Genomic DNA, 19,330 nt, shown 5'->3' with positions numbered 1-19,330 from the left:
TTATTTATGAATCCACGCTTTGTGAATCTGCTGAATCTATGCTTTGTAAGTCCATAGTTTGTGAATCGTGTAGGAGCTTTTCTTCATCGCTGATAAGAGATTCAAAGCACTCACGATTTTTAATAAGCCTAGCCCTGCCATTTTCTATCACCACTTCAGCCGGACGCAAACGCGTATTGTAATTACTTGCCATACTATATCCATACGCCCCCACATTTTCAATCTTTAGCAAATCGCCGTGTGTGAGCTTTGGCAAGGCAATATTTTTAGCCAGATAATCCCCACTCTCGCAAATGGGACCCACCACATCGCACATATCACAAAGGCTAGATTCTACACTTCGCTCCCCTATATGCTCCGCATTTTGAATCTTCTCTACATACTCAATCTTATGCGTGGCGTGATAGAGTGTAGGACGCATAAGATCATTCATCGCCGCATCAGTGATTACAAAGCGTTTTTCACCATTATGCTTTTCATACAAAACGCGTGTCAGCAGCACGCCACTCTCCCCTACTAAGAATCTGCCCGGCTCACAAATAATTGTCAAATCAAGCCCATATAATGCCTCTAAAATCGCTTGGGCGTAGTCGTAGGGATTAATAAGATTTTCTTCTTCATAGCGTATGCCAATGCCCCCACCCACATCAAAAAACTTTAAGTCAATTTTCAAGGCAATCAAGCTATGAGCAAGTTGTGCGACTTTATGGGCGGCTTCTTTGATAGGCTCAATATCCGTAAGCTGTGAGCCGATATGAAAATGAATCCCAACCGGCTCAATATGCGGTGAGTTTTTAGCAAAAATATACATTGCCTTAGCTTGTTGTATATCCACGCCAAATTTATTCTCGCTCAAACCTGTGGAGATGTAAGGGTGCGTTTTAGCATCAATGTTTGGATTCACACGGATTGAGATTCTAGCCACTTTATTGAGAGATTTTGCAATGGATTCTATGCGTCCTAGCTCCCCTTCACTCTCCACATTTAAAAATAAAATATCACTTTGCAGTGCTTCTTGTATCTCATTATCTTGCTTCCCCACACCGCTAAAAATAATCTTATATTTTAGAATCCCAGCCCTTAACGCCCTCCTTACTTCCCCGATAGACACGCAATCCGCTCCACTGCCTAGTGTGCCTAGATGATGAATGATAGAAAGGTTAGAATTTGCCTTTAGGGCATAGCAGATGAGCGATTTTCTCGCCCTAAAGGCTTCTTTTAAACGCAAAAAGGCTGAAGAAATTTTTTGTAAATCATATACATAGAGCGGGGTTTTATAAGTCTCTGCAAGAGTGTGGTAATCTATATCTTTCATTTATGCTCCATTATTTTCTTCAAAATTAAAATATTGTGTTTTTAGCTTCCAAGGCGAGAATTTTAACCACATTAGCATAATATTATGTTAAAATCACGCTCAACTTCTTTATATTCAAGGATATATATGTCATTGTCCCCTGATAGTGTTTTTATACTTGTGAGTGTATTTTGTGTGGCTTTATTTGTGCTACTTGTGGCGTTGTGGCTCTTTGGTCCTGCACCCAAAAAGCCCGAATACCAATCTAATGAAGAAGAACACAAAGTAACCATAGAAGAAATTATGAAAATTCTAGATAGTCCAAAAAGCAATATACTCAAGCTCACCAAAGCAGTGGATATGTTTTTTGAGCATTATGATGAGCTTGACTTAAGTGATTATCGTAAAAAAAGCTTTCTTTTTGCTATTACCGTTCATAAAAATACTTCAACGGAGCTGATTATCCATACAGAAGAGCGTTTGAGGGAGCTAAACCCCGATTTAGAGCGAGAGCTCAATAAAACACTTAATCGTGCCCTTGATGCGAGAGATATTTAGATTGACTTAGCGTTATCATTAAAGGACTTGTATGCGATATCTACTTAGAATCTCATTTTTGTTTGTGCTATTGTGTGGCTATGCTAAGACATTGGAATTTTCTGTGAAAGATTTTAGCCCTTATGAGATTCTTTTTATTCAAGATTCTTATCTTAATGTGCCAAACACAACTTCCCAAAGTCTTTGTAACAACGGCGTGAAAGAGGCTTGTGATAGGGCAAATTGGCATTATGCACCATTGTATTACATTTGGGGTAAAGACACAGAGAAGCTAAAGATTCAGCAAGAGCAGTGGAGAAACCGAGCAAGAGAGCTTTACACACAATATACGAAGCTTTGTGATAATACTGATATTTTTGGCTTAGATCACTTCAAAAATCCCACTAAGCACCCTTTAAAATTGCTTATCAAATCAAGTTACCAACTTTTCTTATCCATAAAAAGCCTTGTGTATTACCATAGCCCATTATCCCAAGCAGAGCAGAAACGCAAAGAGCATTGCACTCGCCTTTCACATAGCATTTATGAAGTGGAATCTTACAATTTTCGCAGGAAAGAATATTTTCGCCCCCCATCTGTTGATAATGCCCTACTTGCTTCCTGCCTTAAGTATGATAATCTCATTTCCTGTATACAGACAAATCACCCTTTAGGCTCATTGTATGGTGCGTTTCTAGCAAAGCACGATAAAAACTTAGCAGATTCTACTTTTGCTAACTCCACGCTTGATATAAGCCTATTGTTCCAAGCTATTTTTTCTAAATCCAAGCTTGAAAATGCGTATACGCAAACACTCCGTAGAAAACGGCAATATAGAAGGTTATGTGATACATTAGAAAAACAAACGCAAATATCGCTTATACACAAGCACTACCCGTTAAGTCAGCCTATCACCTCACCTTATAATCTCCCCTTTCTCTGCATAGCTTACAGAGATGATGGGACGATATATGATAGAATTCTCCCATTTGCAAATGATGATAAATGGAGTGAAGAACAAGCAAAGCAAGTATGTCAAAAAATGCGTGAATCCACACAAATAAAGGGACATTTCATAACCCTAGAGGCTTTATATGATATTGAAAAGCTTAATGCAAACTTTACCCAACAAAAGCAAGAAACAATGGCCATCTTTTCTAAGCTTTGTGAGAAAAAAGATGAGCTTAACTCATCTTTTGCCTATCCGTGCCAAAATCTAGAATCTGTGCATTACGCCACACCGCAGATGAATCTTTCCGCAGAAGGAGCTTGTCAAGGGGGCATACTCTTACGCCATAAGGCAGAATATGATAAAGAGCAAAAAGAGCTAGAAGCAAAGCGGCAGCAAGAATGTCAAAAAAGACAATGCTGCTGTGCGGATTAGAATCTAGCCGACACTTTTCACACGATCACAAAAACTCACAAGCCTTGCCATAGAATGAGAATCCAAAGCCCACGCACTATAAAATACAGAATCTAGCATAGATTCTGTGCTAGATTCAATCCACACATTAATGTGGCTTAATGCTTATGTTGCGTAGGCTGAATGTCCTTATTATCTGCAAGATTCTGCGATGAAACCTTTTCTAAAAAGCTTAGAAGCTTTACTGCGGCTTGCATATACGCCTTAGCACTTTTAGAATCTGGCTCAAAAAACGCAATAGGCTTTCCACTATCTCCACCCTCACGCACTTTAGGCTCTAGCGGGACTTGGGCAAGTGTGCTTGTGCCATACTGACTAGCTAAATCCTCACTTGTGCCTTTGCCAAAAATATCATATTCTTTCCCACAATCAGGGCAGATAAATCCACTCATATTCTCAATAAGCCCAGCAATAGGCACTTTAAGCTTATCAAACATATCAAGGCTTCTCGCACTATCATCAAGGCTGACTTTTTGCGGAGTAGTTACGATAACCCCCGCACTCACCGGCACACTTTGTGCGAGTGTAAGCTGTGCATCACCTGTGCCCGGTGGCATATCAATCACAAGCACATCAAGCTCACTCCACAGCACATCTGTTAGCATTTGCTCAATGGCTCGCATAATCATAGGACCACGCCAAATAAGGCTCTGCCCCTCATCATACAGCACACCCATACTCATCATTTCCACGCCAAAGGCTTTCAAAGGAATAAGCTTTTTTTGTGCTTCATTGACTTCTGCCTTTGTGGCATTAAGCCCTAACATTCGCGGAATATTTGGACCATAAATATCCGCATCAAGTAGCCCTACTCTTTTACCCTGCTGTGCTAGAGCGATAGCAAGATTCACACTGCTTGTGGATTTACCCACACCGCCTTTGCCTGAGCTTACCATTACAAAATGCTTGATATGTGGGGCTAGGTTTTTTGTCTTTGGCTGGGGCTTTGGAGCGGGTTTTGGGGGGTTAATCTCTAAGTTTAGATTCTGTCCTTGCAGTAGAGAATCTAGCTGTTTTTGCACCTCAATTTTCAGTGTATCAATGACTTCTTGTGCGCTTGAGGGAATATCTATGCGGATATATACACCCTCATCACTTACCTTCACTTCTTTAAGAAACCCAAAACTCACAATGTCTTTTGAAAAATTTGGATAAATCACATTTTTTAGATTCTGCGTGATTTGTTCTTGTGTTAGCATATTCAATCCTTTATAGTTGTCTATCCTACGATACAAGGGCGTATGAATCCCTATACCATAGGCGGTGGATTATACAAATAAAATTTAACTTCTCATTAAACAATTTTTCTTAAAAAATAGGCAAAAGATTATTGAATCTACGCTAGAATCCAACCCAACTTACCTTAAAAGATTCTCAAGGATTTTTCCACAATGCTTCTTGCGATTTATAGTGTATGTGTCTTTATTTTTATCGGCTACATAGCAAAGCTTTTGCGACTTGTAGGGAATAAGCAGAGTGGAATTCTGCTTGGATTTTTACTCAACTTCGCACTTCCTGCACAGATTTTTAATGGCACATATCACGCTACTTTGGATATGGACTTTTTTGTTGTGTGTATTGTGAGCTTTATTTGCTCCATAAGCGGTGGGTTAGCACTTTTTAGCATTGGCAAGATTCTCAAACTAGATAGAAACTCTCTTATTGCATTAAGCTTTATGGGGGCATTTGGTAATACGCTCTTTTTGGGGCTGCCTATTGTCAATGGGGCGTTAGGTGAATCTTATGCAAACAAAGTCATTATTTATGATCAAATTGTTACGGGTATTCCCATTGCATTTTTTGCCCCTTTTATCTTAAGTCTTAATGGAAAAGGTGGCTTTGGGTTTAAGGCGGTGGCTTCAAGGCTCTTTCAAAGTCCGCTTTTTCTTGCTCTGCTGTTTGGATTAGCTCTTAAAACCCTACCCTTGCAGATTCCTGATGAGCTGTTTTTGCCCCTTAAAAGTCTAGCTCAAACGGCTACGCCTGTGGCACTTTTTGCCATTGGAGTGCAGATGAGTTTTAAAGCTATCAAGCAGGAGTGGAAGCTCACTGCCCTTTTGCTTTTTGGCAAAATGTGTATCGCTCCGCTTTTGCTTTTTATCGTGGTCATTGTAGGTTTTGGTGGGTTTAATGACTTGTGGCGTATGGCACTGATTGAAGTGGCAATGCCCCCTGTGGTGAGTGCTGGAGCGATTGTCATTAAGGCTGGGCTAAATGCTAAACTTGCAGTGAGTGCTATTGCGTTTGGAATCTTGCTTAGCTTTATCAGTGTGCCTTTATGGCTATTTTTTGCGTAATCTTATAAAGATTCAATGCTTAAGCATTTAGTGTTTCAAGCTACAATGTATAGAAAATTTTGATAGCAAATCTAGGGGGGAACTATGTTTCAAAAGTATCTTATTCCTTTGTGTATTGTGGCGATTATCTATCTTGTATCTACAAGTGATGCTTTAACAAATGTCAGTGCTGGACTTGCGATTTTACTCTTTGGTATGTTAAGCCTTGGAAGTGGTTTTCGTGCGTTTAATGGTGGATTTTTAGAAAATCTCCTAACAAGCTCCACAAGCACTGCTGTAAAAAGTATCACTTTTGGGACTATCGCTACTGCAGTTATGCAAAGCTCTTCTTTAGTCTCCGTGCTTTCAATCTCTTTTGTCTCCGCAGCACTCTTAAGTCTTACTCAAGGTATAGGTGTGATGTTTGGAGCAAATCTTGGTAATAGTGCGGGATCGTGGCTTATTGCAGGGGTTAGCGGTATGAAAATCTCCGCTCTTGCCTTGCCACTTATCGTTGGCGGAGTGCTGTTTAATTTTCAAAGCTCAAAGGCAGGCAAGGGTATAGGGCAGATTTTTATCGGTATTGGCTTTTTCTTTTTGGGCGTTGGGTATATTAAGGACGGATTTGAGGAATACAAGGAAGTTGTAGATTTTTCACAATATGCTATGGAGGGCTTAGGCGGGGTTTTGCTTTTTGTGGGGCTAGGAGCATTAATGACAGCTATCGTGCAAAGCTCTCACGCCACACTTACCATCATCATCTCTGCCTTTGCCGCTGGAAGTATGAGCTATGAAAATGCCCTTGCAGCGACACTTGGGACAAGTGTGGGTGGTGTGATGACAGCTGTTATTGCCTCGCTTAGCACAAATATTGATGGCAAACGACTAGCTGTGGCAAATTGTATTTTTAACTTTAGCATTGTCTTGCTTGTGATTGCGATATTTGATTATTTTGTGCTGGTAAATAGCACTATCTCTATGCTTTTGGGCTTGGAAGAAAATAGTGTTTTGCGTATTGCTGTGTTTCACACACTTTTCAATCTCGTAGGCGTAGTGCTTCTCCTTCCGCTTATCCCTAAAATCGCTATATTTTTAGAATCTGTAATGAAAGACAAAGATTCACAAGTTGATAAGCCTTTATATGTCAATGATACGATTGTGCAGTATCAAGACACCGCTTTCATCGCTCTGACACACGAAGTGTATCATTTGTATGAAAATGCCTTTGAGCTTATCTCTCACGCACTTGGATTCTCACGCCAAGATATAAAAAGCCAAGATAAAATAGATGATGTGCTAAAGGCTCGTATATGGGCGAAAGAAGATGTGGATATTGAAATTTTTTATATCAAAAAAATTAAAGTGCTTTTTAATGCCATACTTGATTTTTCCACAGAAGTGCAAACCCATACACAGGATAAAGCCTATATCTATAAGTTTGCTATGCTGACTTCTGCTTCACGCCACATTGTTGAAGCCATTAAAAATATGGAGCTTTTACAGCCAAATCTTAAAAAAAATAGTCTCTCTCAAAACAAAATCCTATCCAATGAATACAACGCCCTAAGAACACACCTTGCCTTGCTTTTGCGTAGTATTGAAGAGATTAATACCGATGAAGAGCTACACCCACAAGTCGCCATTATCAAGCTCAAAGCTCAAAAAAAGGCTTTTAAAGAGATTGATAAAGATTCAATTGTGCATATAGAATCTATGCTAAGCAAAAAGGATATTAGTGTGCCAAGTGGGACTTCACTGCTTAATGCTGTGGGTTTTAGCCATAATATCGCCAAAGAACTTGCCAATGCGATGATACAGATTCAAAAAACGCGTCTTGAGCTTGATGAAAATCAAAATGAGCTAGAAGAAAGCACAAATGATGGGAGTGTGAGAGAGTAAAAAATGAATAAGAAACTTATTTTTTTTAGTATTGTTGGAATCTCCTTTGCAATCTTGCTTTGTGTGGGGGCATTGCTTTTCATCACACAAAATACGCAAGATAAACAAACCTCCAAAGAACCCCCAAGCCTAGAATCTTTGCAAGTTAAATATGCTAGTATCACGCCTAAGCTTTGGGGAGAAAAAATGGAGGGTATCACTTCGCTTCTCCCTAGTGAAACTTTGTCTGTAGTTTATCTTACTTTTGATGCGTGTAGCGGGGCGTATGATAAGGCTTTAATTGATTATTTGAGTGAAAATAAGATTGAAGCGACATTGTTTATCAACTCACGCTGGATTGACAAGCACGAGCAGGATTTTTTAGCTTTGGCTCATAATCCGCTTTTTTCAATCCAAAATCACGGCACACTTCACCGCCCACTTAGCGTAAATGGCAAGTCAATCTACAATATTAAGGGCACAGATTCTATCCAAGGTGTCTATAATGAAATAATGGGAAATGATAGACGCATTTTTGAGCTCACTGGCAAACACCCTAGATACTTCCGCTCTGGCACGGCGTATTATGATGAAGTGGCAGTAAGTATTGCCAAAGATTTAGGCTATGAAATCGGCGGATTTGATGTGTTAGGCGATGGTGGGGCGACCTTTTCAAAAGAGAAAATTATAAAGCAAGTCAATAAAGTCAAAAATGGCTCAATTCTCATCTACCACTTCAACAAGCCAAAAAGTAATACATTTGCCGGGATTAAAGAAATCGTGCCATTACTGCAAAAAAAGGGATTTAGTTTTAAGAAGCTAGAGTAAAGATCTAGGCTAGATTCTAGCATAAGAGAAAATCCTGCCCACAAGCAAGGGGGCAGGTGCTAAAAGAATTATTCCTTTAACAATTGTTGTTGAAGTGGAGTAAAGTCCAAGGATACCAAAATTCTTAGAATCTACACTTTTAATTTGAGAAATACCACCAGCTTTTGCCGCAGTATCAACAGAGCAATCACCGATAGCCACAAGACCAAGGATATTGCTACAAGTCGCACTTCCTTCTTTTGAAACTCCACTTGCTGAAGTAGCAGTCCCCGGTGTGCTGTTGTCTGTGTAAAGCATACCCGGAGCTGTCCCAGCTACAGAACAACCTGCAAAGAATGCCATAGAGCCACCTAAACCTAAAGCCAAAATAAGCTTTTTCATATAAAACTCCTTAAGGAAAATTCCACACTACACTGAAACTAGTGGGTAGCCCCATTATAAAAAAAAAAAAACGCTCCTAATAATTCTCTCTTTTTGCCACAAAAACACCAAAGATAATTACCAAAATACCCAGAATCTCAAATATTCCAAGTTTCTCACCAAGGATAAAAAAGCCCATTAACGCAGCGATTATGGGGGAAAAAAGCAATAAAAGTGAAGAGGTTTGAGTATTCACTTTGCCTAAAATATAGTTAAAAAAACCCTGCCCAATCACCTGTCCGCATAACGCAATAAGAGCAATTATCCCAAAATCTTTCATATCCTTTGGCACTTCAAAGCCTTCAAAGACTAACGCAAGGGCTAAAAGCATAAGACTTGAGCCAATACAAGCAAAAAACATTATCTCCAAAGTCCCATATCGCTTTCTTAGTGAGTAAATCACAGCCAAAAAGCAGCTATAACACAGCACACTTAAAAATGCCATAAAATCCCCAAATGGTGTTGCTACGCTTAACTCCCCTTTGCCTCCAACTAAGATAAAAATCCCAAAAAGTGCGACAATCGCCCCGACTAAAAGACTTTTTTTGAATCTTTCTTTAAAGAAAAATATGCCAATAGGCATAAGGATAAAACACGCTAAAGATGCAAAGAGATTCACATTTGCCACGCTTGTATGCCGCAATGCGAGATTAAAAAACAATAAATCAAAGGCAAAAAATATCCCTGCCAACATCATAAAAGCAATATCTTTTAATGGAATCTTAAAGACATTTCTACGCGTATTTGCCATAAGCCAGAAAATGGGCAACGCTAAGGCTATGCGGTAGAATCCCAAGTTTATAGGCGACATATCTGTAAGCTTTACTAGCACACTCGCATAGATGATAAAGCTTTCCGCCAACAAAGCTAAGAGAATATAAAAGCTAGGGCTTTGGGGGAATTTTGAGATTTTGCTGGGCTTTTTGACCAAGCTAGAATCCAAAGGGCTAGAATCTGTGGAGTTAGATTCTAGTGATTTTGATTCTAGGGCTTTGGCTTCTAGTGGGCTAGATTCTATATGTGTTTGGTGTGAAACAGAGCATTTATTGAGCGTAAAATTTTTAAGAATGGAAATTGTAGAATCTCCTGCCCCATTATTTTTCATAGTATCTTTTTTGGTAAAAAAATGGCAAATTTTAGATTTTACAAGAAATTGTGTGGCTTTCATTTAAGATTCCTACTAAGGCTATTGAAGGCTTATTTAAAGCCTTTAGCGAAATTGTAGCATAAATACACTATAATCCCGCCAAATACTATGTAACAAAGGGCTTTTATGTCAGTTTCACAAGCATATTCACATACAAATAAAATCTCCACAAATACACTAAGCTACACAACACTTTTTCAAACACTTAGTTTTATGTTAGCCTTGCTTATACTTTGCACTTGTGCTAGGAGCATAATGGTGCTGCACTACATTCCGCAAGAGTTATGGGAACATCAGGACTTTTATGCAATGCTGTTTATGGGATTTAAACTTGATATGCGAAGCATTGGTATTGCAATGCTTATTTTTGTGGGGTTGAAACTTATTGCTTATATGATAGAATCTGCTCTTAAAATGCTTAGCTTTTTAGCTGGGGGGGGGCAAAAGACAACTTCTAAAATCTCTGCAACCCTAACTTCTTTTTTCTCCCGCTTTTCTGCTTTTTTCTTTTCATTTTATGCGTTTTTGCTTGGCTTTGTGTTTATGGTTGCAGCTATTGTGAATTTCTACTACTTCCGCACTTATGGGAGCAAGATTGATATTTTTATCTTTGGGTTAAAAGATGATGATACTTTGGCGGTTTTGTCTATTATGCGGCAGGATTATCCTGTTGTTTTAGGGATTCTCGCTTCTTTACTTTGTGGCATTATCACACTTTTTGTTTATAAGATTCCACTTAAGATTCATTTTTTAAAGCAGAAATTGCAGGTTTCGCTTCATACAATCGCATTTTTTATTTATATGCTTATTCATATTTGTTTTGTTATTTTAGTTTTTATCGCAGCTCGTGGCTCACTAGGGACATATCCTATTTCAGAAAACAATCATAATATCTCATCATTGCCCCTTCTTAATCATATCGCCACAAATCCTCTTATCGCATTTGATTGGGCAAGGACAAATTATAAGCTTAATACGCATTTTGCAGAGCCTAACATACAAAAAGGTGAAATGTTGCAAGAAAAACTCTTTCCACTTCTGCATACCACAGCAGATTCTAGCTTTTTGCAAAGTAATCCGCCGCATATTATTGTAAATCTTATGGAGAGTTTTGGCACAAATATGCTTGTATATGACAATAAAGACACAAATGATTTGCTTGGCTCTTTGAGAAAACATTTTGAATCTGATTTTGTATTTTATCGCTTTTTAAGTGGGGCAAATGGCACGGCTGGTTCGTTTGTTGGACTTTTTTTCAATAGTCCAGATGCTCAAATCTCGCTTGGCAACGCAAAAAATATCAAACTCCCATATAATCCATTTGCCATATATGCAGATTCTGGTTATGAAGTCATCTATATTACTTCAGGCTATGCATCTTGGCGTGGCTTGGGGGATTATATTAAGATTCAAGGAGCGCACAAAGTCTATGATGCCATCACACTTATGGATAAATACCCTACAAGCAAACAAGATGTGAGTGCCTATGGTGTGCCTGATGAGTATGCCTACAAACTTGCGTTTGAGATTCTAAATAACGCCACAAAGCCAATCTTTATCGCCATACTCACCACAAGCAATCACCCACCCTATCATCTCCCACACAACTACACTTTAAAACCCATTTCTTTGCCAGATGAACTTCTCTTAAGACCTTCAAAAGAATCTCAAGCAAGGCTTGAGCTTGCCGCAAAACTCTTTCAATACGCCAATAATGCGTTTGGGAAATTTATGGACAACATTAAACAATCACATCTTGCAAAAAATACCATTGTAAGTGCCACGGGCGATCACCGCATAAGAGATTCTGGAAGCAATCCTAGTACAGATAAAGCCTTGTATCATAGTGTGCCTTTATATCTCTATGTGCCACAAGCCTACAAAATAAATTTAACCTATGAACCCTCACGCACAGGCTCACATAAGGATATTGTCCCTACACTCTATGAGCTAAGTCTTTCAAATACGACATATATGAGTCTTGGCGGAAGAAATATACTTGCCAAAATAGATAATGAAAAATATGCTTTTGGCTATAATCAGGCAGTATGGATTGATAAAAAGGGAATCTACCCAATCCCCACAGATATTGGCTATCTATGGCAAGATTCGCAAGTATCTAAAGATTCTAAAAAATATTTTGGACTACTCTCCTTGGATGAAAGCTTTGAACTAGGAGACAAAAAAGACTTTGCCACGCTTTATAACGAGCTGTTTAACTATTCTATCTCGTGGCAAATCCACAATGCCAAAGAGAGTGAAAAGCAATAGAATCTTTGACTAAGATTCTAAAAAATAGCTAATCCCAGCAAAGCCAAATAGCCCTAGATTTTTAAGCGTTTGGATATGAGATTTGTTTATCCCACCAAGTGCCACAATGTGAGAACGCAAGGATTTAGGGAGATTGCGTAAAGATTCTATGCCAAGGGGCTTACCTTTGTTTTGGCTAGGATATATGGGACTAAGGGTGCAGTAAGTCGCCCCAAGGGCAAGGGCGGATTTTACCTCTTCAATGCTATGAGCGCTGTAGCCTATGATTTTTTTATCTGCAAAATGGGATTTTAGCGGAGCGATAAAATCTAAAAAATGGGATTTTAAATGCAGCCCATCAAACCTTGTTGAGAGTTTTACAGCTTCAATGGGGTTTGTAAAAGACAGATTCAACAAAAGTGTTTTGTGAGACAAAGGGCGAGTAAGGCTTAAAAAATCATCAACAAATTCATCATCTTTATGGCGATACATAAGCCAAGAAGCTGATTTTGCATATAATGGGAGCTTTTGCAAATACGCCCTGTCAATGCAAGGCGTAATAAGAATAGGAGTGAAATTAGTGGTTTTCATCCACGACTACTGCGCCGTGAATATACACATAAGTCAAAATCATAAACACAAATGCTTGAAGCAACGCCATAAAAGTAAGAATAGCAAAAGGTGCCACAGGCACAACCCAAGGTGCAAGCATAAGCATAACAAGCAAGAACATATCATCACCCTTGATATTCCCAAAGAGACGGAAAGAAAGTGAGATAATACGAGAAAAATGCGAGATAATCTCAACTGGAAGCATAAGCGGAGCAAGCCACCATACAGGTCCCATAAAGTGTTTAAAGTATTTAAAAACACCTTGAGCGCGTATCCCCTCAAAGTGATAGTAGAAAAACACGACAAGAGCTAAAACAAGTGTAAAGCTCCAGCTTGAAGTAGGAGATTCAAAGCCCGGAATAATGCCAATGGCATTGCCAAAAAAGACTAAAAATGCGATAGTCGCAGCAAGCGGAAAATATTTACGCGCAATCTCCTCGCCCACAATATCCTTAGCAAATGAGACAATCCCGGAAATAACATATTCAAATACATTTTGTATGCCACTTGGGACAACCTGCATTCTGTGTGTAGCAACTCGTGCTAGAACCAAAATAATCACTGCCACAAGCAATGTATGAAACCCGATAATAAAATCGTGATCACCATTAATCAAACCAGCGAAAGTAAAAACTCTATTATCCATAATAATGCCTTTTTATGTAGATGGCTTGGATTATGCCAAGTTTTTTGTTAGTTTTGCTTTAAACTCTTTAATTTTATAAAAACTTTTCATCAATGTGCCAAATATGCCACATAAACACAGCACATAAAATTCCCATTGGAAGCAACAAGCCTACTTCAGGATACACAAGCCCAGCAACACTAAGTTGTGAGAGTGAATAAAACACGCCCCATATCGCTAACGCAACAATAATACTCACAAAGCTAATCAAGGTAAGATTCCCGTATCTAGGCAAAGATGGAATATAATAGGCAATAATAGCAATACACAAAGGCACGAAAAATGGTATGACAAGCAACCCATAGAGAATCCCGCGTATTTTATCGGAACTGACATTTTGCCTTTTGGCGATTTTAAGCGAGGCAAAGGCATCAACAATAGAGGCAATAGGCTTATCTTGTGCTATTGTTTCAAGCACTTTTGAGCTAAAACCTTTTAAAATCTCTAACTCTTCTTTCAAGCTTATATCCAAAGCCTTCTCTCCAAGCGTTGGAGAATTTGTAATATCCACGCTTTTAGCCTTTTTCAAAACCCATATATTTTTCTCAAAAAATGCCTCATTTGCCTCGTGATACGCCACAAGATTGCTATTTTCATCTAGGGTAAAAACTTTAATGCCCTCTGCCCTTGCCTCACCATTAAACAACGGATAAAGTTTGCGGAGAAATATGTATTGATTGCCACTTTTTAATAGCAGATTCTCGCGTATATTTTGTGCGTTTTGATAGATAATAGATTCTGCATATTCCTTTGCATAGGCAAACGGCGTGGCATTTAACCCAATAAAACCCGCAGTCAGCAAACTTGAAATCAAAAGCAATGGTGCTAGAATCTGCCTTTTAGAATAGCCTAGAGCCATAAGAGCTGTGAGTTGTGAGCTTTTAAGAAATGCCATATAAAACATAATAGAACACAAAACAAGCGAAATAGGCAAAGTATAAGTGAGCGCAAAAACCCCATCATAAAACAAAAATAAAATCAGCAAATTTGCAGAATCTGGCAACTCTTCAATATATTTAAGCGTATCAATGGCAAGAAAAAAGCCTTCCAATCCCAAAAAAATAATAAGAAAATATTTGAGATAATAAAACCCCACAAAACGGATAAGCATTACTCGCCGCCCTTACGATTAGTTGCAAAACTAAAACTAGATTCTATTTTATGAGTTTCTAAAGGAATGTTTTTAGAATCTAGAGAGTTTGCAGAATCTTTAGTTTGCGATTTTTTGTTTTGTGCGGTTTGTTTAGAAGCATTTTGTCTTGCGTTGATACCAAAGCGACTTTGCAAAGCTGTCGCAACATCTTTTAGACTATCTTGCCCCATTTGTGCAAAACTCAAAATTGCCTCTTGCAGATGAGGCATAAGGGCGTGAAAACTCTCCATTTCTTGCAAACTAAAATCGCTTAGCACATAATCCACCACACTTTGTGTAGCACTCCTGCCAATACCAAAACGCAAACGCACATACTCATTTCCCATCGTGTTATCAATGGATTTTAGCCCATTATGCCCACCGCTTGATCCTGCAAACTTAAAGCGAATATCACCAAAAGGAATGTCTAGTTCATCGTGGATAACAAGCACAGATGAAAGCTGAAAATACCGAGCAAAAGGGGCTACACTCTCCCCAGAAAGATTCATAAAAGTTTGAGGTTTTAAAAAATACAGCGTTTGATTATAGGCTTTTAGAATCCCAAGTTCAGCATTAAACTTCTTATCAAAAGCAAAATCAAAACCCAAAGCCTTTGATAAAAAATCAAGCACCATAAACCCGACATTATGCCGAGTTTTCTCGTATTTGACACCCGGATTGCCAAGCCCTACAATAAGAAGGGCGGACATTATTTTGCTTTAATCACTCCAACTACTGCAACAGAAGGGCGATTTAGCACACTGACACCATCAAGCTGTGGCAAATCACGGATAAGGATAGAATCCCCTACATCTAAATCACTCACATCAAGTTCATAAGTATTAGGAAGCTTTTCAGCTATGCATTTTACGCTAATACGCTTTGTGGAAATAAATAGCACACCTTTATTCTTAAGCCCCTTTGCACTGCCTTTTACGCTCACAGGAACTTTATATTTACTCACTACGCCTTTTTGAGCTAAAAGCAAATCCACGTGGATAATCGTATTTGTAACAGGATCTTTTTGATACTCTTGAACCACAACATCTAAAGTCTTTCCATCGACTTTCACAGGGAAAATCAATGTGCTTTTGTGTTTCACCGCCTTGATAAAATCATTCAACTTAAAGGCACAATGGATATTCTCTTGCCCCTTGCCATAGATGTTTGCAATTAGATAACCATCATTCCTCAAAGCCTTTGCTTGAGATTTTGAAATACTCTCTCTAATTTGTCCTTCTAACATTGTCAGTCCTTTTTGAAAATTTAAGGGTCGCATTATAGCTAAAAACCCTTAAATACACTTTATTCCCCGATATAAACTTGGCGAGGTCGTGTGATTCTTGTTGTTGGATCTTTGATATGCTCTAGGAGTTGCGCACACCAGCCGGGCATTCTACCGATAACAAAAATAGGCGTAAAGAGTGAAACAGGAATCTTCAACGCAGAAAGAATGATTCCAGAGTAGAAATCCACATTTGGATAGAGATTTCTCTCCACAAAGTAGCTATCATTCAACGCCACTTCCTCCACCTTATGGGCTAAATCACTCAAGCGTGAATCCATCTTAATCCCCTTAGCGTCCAAGTCATCTTTAAGCTTTTTAAGAATCTTCGCACGCGGATCGTAGTTTTTATACACCCTATGCCCAAAGCCCATAAGCCTAAATGGATCATTTTTATCCTTTGCCTTAGCGATAAATTTATCCACATTTTTCGCATCGCCAATTTCATTAAGCATATCAAGCACTTTTTCATTTGCTCCGCCGTGTGCTGCTCCCCACAACGCATTGATCCCAGCACTCAACGCCGCATAAGGGTGTGCTCCGGTTGAAGCGACATTACGCACCGTTGTTGTGGAAGCATTTTGTCCGTGATCAGCGTGAAGTGTGAAAATTTTATCCAACGCCTCAACCTCTAAAGGCGTAATTTCAGCCGGACCGCTAATTGTTTGCTTCATTTTTCCGCCCGGATACGCACGAAGCATATACAGGAAGTTTTCCACATAGCCACGCTCCACATCAGGGTAAATATATGGAATCCCAAGCGAATGTCTATACGCAAACGCCACAAGCGTTGGAATCTTAGCAATAGCGCGTCTTGCCATTACTTGTCGCTCCTCTTCATTACTCATATCCAAGTGATGAAAGTGAAATGTAGAAAGAGCCGAAAGGGCAGCAGATAGATTTGCCATAGGGTGAGCAGTGTCCGGGAAAGCATTAAAGATATTAATAAGCCCCTCGTGCAGGAAACTCCTATGCATAAGCTCTATTTCAAACTCCTTAGATTCTGCACCATTATTTGGTGCATCACCTGTAATCAAAAGCTTACACACATCGGTAAATTGATACTTCTCTACAAGCTTTTGCAGCGGGAAGCCTTTATAGAGTAGCTCCCCCTCTTTACCATTAATGTAGCTAATCGTAGATTTACACCCAGCCGTTGAGCCATAGCCCGGATCATAAGAGAAAATATTTGTGCGTTCAAAAAGCTTGGAAAAATCCACCGCTTTTGGACCTCTCGTGCATTCAATCAGCTCAAAATCAAAGCTTTCTTTTGTTGCGTTATTTGTTAGCGTAATGGTTGCCATAACATCTCCTTTATGTAAGATTTGGAATCTAAATCGCCCTTTCATTATGGCACAAACACCCAATAAAGTCAAAAAAAAATTAAATTTTTATGCAAAACTGCCACCAAAAGTGTCAAATGATACATTCAGTCAAATCATATATGCTCACCGCAATAAATTCAAATAAACTTAATATATTCTTAATTTAGCGATTTTTGCGGGGTTTTGCTGATTTTTTTGTATAATACACCAACAAATCAGCAAAAGGAGGAAATATGTCAAAGCATAAAGTTGTTTTAACAACCCAAGACAGAGAAGAACTCGCACCATTGCTAAATATCACAAAAGCCGAGCGAGAGCTTATGCCCAAAGAGATTTTAGAAAAGCTTGAACTCCTTGCCAAAGAGCAAGAAGAAGGCGGCTATCAAGATCTTGAACAAATCATAGAAGAATCTTTGCAAATCGTAGAATCTCTTGAGCCAAATGCCGATGCTAGCGCACTTTATGAGACACATAAACGCTCACAGCTTAAAAGTTACATTTGGTGGAGAACACATTATCAAGTTTTCCTTGCTAGACGCAAAGCCCAACGCGCCAGACGCAAATGTCATAAAAAGAAAAAGTAATACATCTTAGATTCAAAATTTTCACTTCAAATGAGAGAGTGTAAGGTTTTCAAAGCACACTCTCGCACTCTACCAACATCTCCCCTTGTGCGTTGTAAAAATAATCCGTGCCTATGGCGTCTTCGTGGATTCTATGCTCTATCTTTACCCCATTTTCAAGCACAAACTCCACCACCCCGCCAATACTCGCACTCCCGGGCGTAGCACTTTGGACTGCTAAGACACTGCCCTTTGGCAAATGCTCTTTATACGATATCTCACGCCCATTTATCCTAAAGTCCCCATACCCTTCATCATTAGGAAACCAATCATCAACGCTACTCTTATCATCCTTATGCCCTATCACACGCACATCTTTTACAGGCACTTCAAAAGCTAGAATCTCACTCTCATTCCCCCACGATAACGCCCTAACAAATATGACTTGCGGATATAAACTTTTAAGCCTACTCAACATAGATTCTATTTTATCTGTGTCAAACCACTCCTTGCTTACACGCACAGCAAAGGCTTTTTGCTCTATCTGCTCTTGGGTAAGACATTTTTGCTTAGATTCCGCACCTCTAGCTTCCACTGCCACTATCGCCCAAAACACACATAGCATAATCACAATAAACCGCATAAGCACCCCTTTTTTTTATAGCTTCAACTATCCCCAAATTAAGATTGCAAAAAACCTAACCCCTTAAGCCTTTCTCACTCAAATACCTATCCAAACTCTCATCATCTAGCACCTCATCATAATACTGCAGGACAATCCGCCTTTTATCATTTGTCTGTATATCGCCATTTATCGTGTCAATAAACTCCCTAAAATCAGCGTTTTTATCCACTAGCATATCAATAGTTCTAAAATCCAAGTTTCTTACTAACGATGGCAAAAGCACAGAAGATTCAGTAGGCTCTAGCTCTAGCTTTATAAGCCCAATGCCAAAGCTACTATGCAGCCGCCTTAGCTCATCAAACACTTCAGAATCTAGCTCTTCATACACCACCAAATACCCCTCATTTGCAAAGCTAGAGTTACTCACCGCCTGAAAGTAGCTCTCTTTCAAATTGCTAAAATCAAGTGAAACTTTTAGCTCAAAGGAGTAAATCTTAAAATCGCGGCGGTTTAGATTCTGACTTAGCTCTAGTGTTTCTCTCTCACTATAATCATTAAATGGAAAATGCACACCCACAATATCGGGATAGTTCCACTTATCCTGCCCACTTTGTGTCTTTTTACTCTTTTCGTGCTTAATAGTCTTTGCATACGCATCAAAATAATCTTTTGCAAACCGCACAAACAGCGGGTGTAAATCCCGCTCGTGAAAGCCCCTACTTTTTTGTTTCTCGTGGTTTATCTTGCTTGTTTGCATTATAGATTCTAATCCCTTTTGCAGCTCATTCTCTCTTGCCTTTAGCCAAAAGGTCGTGGGGTTAGTTGAAGCTTTCATAAAGATAGAATCTTGTCTATCGCGTATATCCACATAAAGTTGTGCTGACATTGTCATTTCTGGTGTTTTGCCGATACTTTTTAGATTCTTATCCAATCCTTTTTCTACCGCTATATCCCAAACCTGTCCCGCTTTAAGCGGAGTAGTCGCACTCTCTAGCACAGCTTTTGCCACTTCCAAATATGTCATTTTCTTTTGCATTTTTATCCTTTTTC

The 19,330-nt window shown here is 39.1% G+C and carries 20 protein-coding genes; 7 read left to right on the top strand and 13 right to left on the bottom strand.

Going from position 1 to position 19,330, the window contains the following annotated elements:
- Nucleotides 1-4: 4 nt before the first annotated feature.
- Entirely contained in the window at nt 5-1,315 is a 1,311-nt protein-coding gene (gene lysA, locus HCN_RS02395; RefSeq protein ID WP_002957018.1) for a diaminopimelate decarboxylase, read from the bottom strand.
- Nucleotides 1,316-1,441: 126 nt separating this feature from the next.
- Between lysA and HCN_RS02390 the strand changes: the two genes are divergently transcribed.
- Both HCN_RS02390 and HCN_RS02385 read left to right on the top strand, forming a co-directional pair.
- Nucleotides 1,442-1,852 carry a hypothetical protein gene (locus HCN_RS02390; protein WP_014666439.1) on the top strand — a complete coding sequence of 137 codons (411 nt, stop codon included), beginning with the start codon at nt 1,442-1,444 and terminating at the stop codon, nt 1,850-1,852.
- 31 nt (nt 1,853-1,883) lie between these two features.
- Nucleotides 1,884-3,215, top strand: a complete 1,332-nt coding sequence (locus HCN_RS02385; RefSeq protein WP_014666438.1) for a hypothetical protein — start codon at nt 1,884-1,886, stop codon at nt 3,213-3,215.
- 3 nt (nt 3,216-3,218) lie between these two features.
- Here HCN_RS02385 and HCN_RS12340 read toward each other — a convergent pair whose 3' ends face one another.
- On the bottom strand, nt 3,219-3,341 hold the full coding sequence (locus HCN_RS12340) for a hypothetical protein (RefSeq protein WP_002957021.1): 123 nt from the start codon (nt 3,339-3,341) through the stop codon (nt 3,219-3,221).
- A gap of 11 nt (nt 3,342-3,352) precedes the next feature.
- Nucleotides 3,353-4,453, bottom strand: coding sequence for an Mrp/NBP35 family ATP-binding protein (locus tag HCN_RS02380; RefSeq protein ID WP_014666437.1), 1,101 nt, complete (start codon nt 4,451-4,453; stop codon nt 3,353-3,355).
- Between the two features lie 192 nt (nt 4,454-4,645).
- Between HCN_RS02380 and HCN_RS02375 the strand changes: the two genes are divergently transcribed.
- The 3 genes from HCN_RS02375 (at nt 4,646) to HCN_RS02365 (ending at nt 8,236) form a co-directional block, all read left to right on the top strand.
- A complete protein-coding gene (locus tag HCN_RS02375) occupies nt 4,646-5,551 on the top strand; it encodes an AEC family transporter (RefSeq protein WP_002957023.1) in 906 nt (301 codons plus the stop codon).
- A gap of 84 nt (nt 5,552-5,635) precedes the next feature.
- Nucleotides 5,636-7,429 (top strand): Na/Pi cotransporter family protein, encoded by a 1,794-nt coding sequence (locus HCN_RS02370; RefSeq protein ID WP_014666436.1) that lies wholly within the window; start codon nt 5,636-5,638, stop codon nt 7,427-7,429.
- A 3-nt stretch (nt 7,430-7,432) separates the two neighbouring features.
- Nucleotides 7,433-8,236, top strand: coding sequence for a polysaccharide deacetylase family protein (locus HCN_RS02365; protein ID WP_002957025.1), 804 nt, complete (start codon nt 7,433-7,435; stop codon nt 8,234-8,236).
- A 9-nt stretch (nt 8,237-8,245) separates the two neighbouring features.
- On the opposite strand, the gene HCN_RS02360 is transcribed toward HCN_RS02365, so the two are convergent.
- Both HCN_RS02360 and HCN_RS02355 read right to left on the bottom strand, forming a co-directional pair.
- Nucleotides 8,246-8,617: a TRL-like family protein gene (locus HCN_RS02360; protein WP_014666435.1), complete on the bottom strand. Its 372-nt coding sequence runs from the start codon at nt 8,615-8,617 to the stop codon at nt 8,246-8,248.
- A gap of 76 nt (nt 8,618-8,693) precedes the next feature.
- Nucleotides 8,694-9,824 (bottom strand): DMT family transporter, encoded by a 1,131-nt coding sequence (locus tag HCN_RS02355; protein WP_014666434.1) that lies wholly within the window; start codon nt 9,822-9,824, stop codon nt 8,694-8,696.
- A 105-nt stretch (nt 9,825-9,929) separates the two neighbouring features.
- On the opposite strand from HCN_RS02355, the gene HCN_RS02350 reads away from it, so the two are divergent.
- Nucleotides 9,930-12,074 (top strand): LTA synthase family protein, encoded by a 2,145-nt coding sequence (locus HCN_RS02350; RefSeq protein WP_014666433.1) that lies wholly within the window; start codon nt 9,930-9,932, stop codon nt 12,072-12,074.
- A gap of 9 nt (nt 12,075-12,083) precedes the next feature.
- Here the strand turns inward: HCN_RS02350 and HCN_RS02345 are convergent, their stop codons facing one another.
- The 6 genes from HCN_RS02345 to HCN_RS02320 all read right to left on the bottom strand — a co-directional run bounded on the left by HCN_RS02345 (nt 12,084) and on the right by HCN_RS02320 (nt 17,071).
- A complete protein-coding gene (locus HCN_RS02345) occupies nt 12,084-12,644 on the bottom strand; it encodes a thiamine phosphate synthase (RefSeq protein WP_002957030.1) in 561 nt (186 codons plus the stop codon).
- Nucleotides 12,631-13,311: a F0F1 ATP synthase subunit A gene (locus tag HCN_RS02340; RefSeq protein WP_014666432.1), complete on the bottom strand. Its 681-nt coding sequence runs from the start codon at nt 13,309-13,311 to the stop codon at nt 12,631-12,633. The genes HCN_RS02345 and HCN_RS02340 overlap by 14 nt, the downstream gene beginning before the upstream one ends.
- Before the next feature lie 73 nt (nt 13,312-13,384).
- Nucleotides 13,385-14,461, bottom strand: a complete 1,077-nt coding sequence (locus HCN_RS02335) for an LptF/LptG family permease (protein ID WP_002957032.1) — start codon at nt 14,459-14,461, stop codon at nt 13,385-13,387.
- Nucleotides 14,461-15,192: an aminoacyl-tRNA hydrolase gene (gene pth / locus HCN_RS02330; protein WP_002957033.1), complete on the bottom strand. Its 732-nt coding sequence runs from the start codon at nt 15,190-15,192 to the stop codon at nt 14,461-14,463. Before pth ends, HCN_RS02335 begins: the two co-directional genes overlap by 1 nt.
- The gene (locus tag HCN_RS02325; protein ID WP_014667521.1) at nt 15,192-15,728 is read right to left on the bottom strand and encodes a 50S ribosomal protein L25/general stress protein Ctc; all 537 of its coding nucleotides are present in this window, start codon (nt 15,726-15,728) and stop codon (nt 15,192-15,194) included. Before HCN_RS02325 ends, pth begins: the two co-directional genes overlap by 1 nt.
- Nucleotides 15,729-15,787: 59 nt before the next feature.
- Nucleotides 15,788-17,071 carry a citrate synthase gene (locus HCN_RS02320; protein WP_002957035.1) on the bottom strand — a complete coding sequence of 428 codons (1,284 nt, stop codon included), beginning with the start codon at nt 17,069-17,071 and terminating at the stop codon, nt 15,788-15,790.
- A 254-nt stretch (nt 17,072-17,325) separates the two neighbouring features.
- Here HCN_RS02320 and HCN_RS02315 point away from each other — a divergent pair, with 254 nt between their 5' ends.
- The gene (locus HCN_RS02315) at nt 17,326-17,676 is read left to right on the top strand and encodes a hypothetical protein (RefSeq protein WP_014666431.1); all 351 of its coding nucleotides are present in this window, start codon (nt 17,326-17,328) and stop codon (nt 17,674-17,676) included.
- Between the two features lie 49 nt (nt 17,677-17,725).
- Here HCN_RS02315 and HCN_RS02310 read toward each other — a convergent pair whose 3' ends face one another.
- Together HCN_RS02310 and HCN_RS02305 are read right to left on the bottom strand one after the other, a co-directional pair.
- Entirely contained in the window at nt 17,726-18,298 is a 573-nt protein-coding gene (locus HCN_RS02310; protein WP_014666430.1) for a hypothetical protein, read from the bottom strand.
- 55 nt (nt 18,299-18,353) lie between these two features.
- Nucleotides 18,354-19,316: an HTH domain-containing protein gene (locus HCN_RS02305; protein WP_014666429.1), complete on the bottom strand. Its 963-nt coding sequence runs from the start codon at nt 19,314-19,316 to the stop codon at nt 18,354-18,356.
- Nucleotides 19,317-19,330 lie beyond the last annotated feature (14 nt).

It is taken from the genome of Helicobacter cinaedi PAGU611, from assembly GCF_000284635.1.
GTDB lineage: Bacteria > Campylobacterota > Campylobacteria > Campylobacterales > Helicobacteraceae > Helicobacter_C > Helicobacter_C cinaedi.
This window is presented reverse-complemented; position numbering and strand designations above follow the sequence as displayed.

Coding starts and splice junctions, on each gene's coding strand:
- lysA (WP_002957018.1), bottom strand. CDS start 1,315: ATGAAAGATATAGATTACCACACTCTTGCAGAGACTTATAAAACCCCG.
- HCN_RS02390 (WP_014666439.1), top strand. CDS start 1,442: ATGTCATTGTCCCCTGATAGTGTTTTTATACTTGTGAGTGTATTTTGT.
- HCN_RS02385 (WP_014666438.1), top strand. CDS start 1,884: ATGCGATATCTACTTAGAATCTCATTTTTGTTTGTGCTATTGTGTGGC.
- HCN_RS02380 (WP_014666437.1), bottom strand. CDS start 4,453: ATGCTAACACAAGAACAAATCACGCAGAATCTAAAAAATGTGATTTAT.
- HCN_RS02375 (WP_002957023.1), top strand. CDS start 4,646: ATGCTTCTTGCGATTTATAGTGTATGTGTCTTTATTTTTATCGGCTAC.
- HCN_RS02370 (WP_014666436.1), top strand. CDS start 5,636: ATGTTTCAAAAGTATCTTATTCCTTTGTGTATTGTGGCGATTATCTAT.
- HCN_RS02365 (WP_002957025.1), top strand. CDS start 7,433: ATGAATAAGAAACTTATTTTTTTTAGTATTGTTGGAATCTCCTTTGCA.
- HCN_RS02360 (WP_014666435.1), bottom strand. CDS start 8,617: ATGAAAAAGCTTATTTTGGCTTTAGGTTTAGGTGGCTCTATGGCATTC.
- HCN_RS02355 (WP_014666434.1), bottom strand. CDS start 9,824: ATGAAAGCCACACAATTTCTTGTAAAATCTAAAATTTGCCATTTTTTT.
- HCN_RS02350 (WP_014666433.1), top strand. CDS start 9,930: ATGTCAGTTTCACAAGCATATTCACATACAAATAAAATCTCCACAAAT.
- HCN_RS02345 (WP_002957030.1), bottom strand. CDS start 12,644: ATGAAAACCACTAATTTCACTCCTATTCTTATTACGCCTTGCATTGAC.
- HCN_RS02340 (WP_014666432.1), bottom strand. CDS start 13,311: ATGGATAATAGAGTTTTTACTTTCGCTGGTTTGATTAATGGTGATCAC.
- HCN_RS02335 (WP_002957032.1), bottom strand. CDS start 14,461: ATGCTTATCCGTTTTGTGGGGTTTTATTATCTCAAATATTTTCTTATT.
- pth (WP_002957033.1), bottom strand. CDS start 15,192: ATGTCCGCCCTTCTTATTGTAGGGCTTGGCAATCCGGGTGTCAAATAC.
- HCN_RS02325 (WP_014667521.1), bottom strand. CDS start 15,728: ATGTTAGAAGGACAAATTAGAGAGAGTATTTCAAAATCTCAAGCAAAG.
- HCN_RS02320 (WP_002957035.1), bottom strand. CDS start 17,071: ATGGCAACCATTACGCTAACAAATAACGCAACAAAAGAAAGCTTTGAT.
- HCN_RS02315 (WP_014666431.1), top strand. CDS start 17,326: ATGTCAAAGCATAAAGTTGTTTTAACAACCCAAGACAGAGAAGAACTC.
- HCN_RS02310 (WP_014666430.1), bottom strand. CDS start 18,298: ATGCGGTTTATTGTGATTATGCTATGTGTGTTTTGGGCGATAGTGGCA.
- HCN_RS02305 (WP_014666429.1), bottom strand. CDS start 19,316: ATGCAAAAGAAAATGACATATTTGGAAGTGGCAAAAGCTGTGCTAGAG.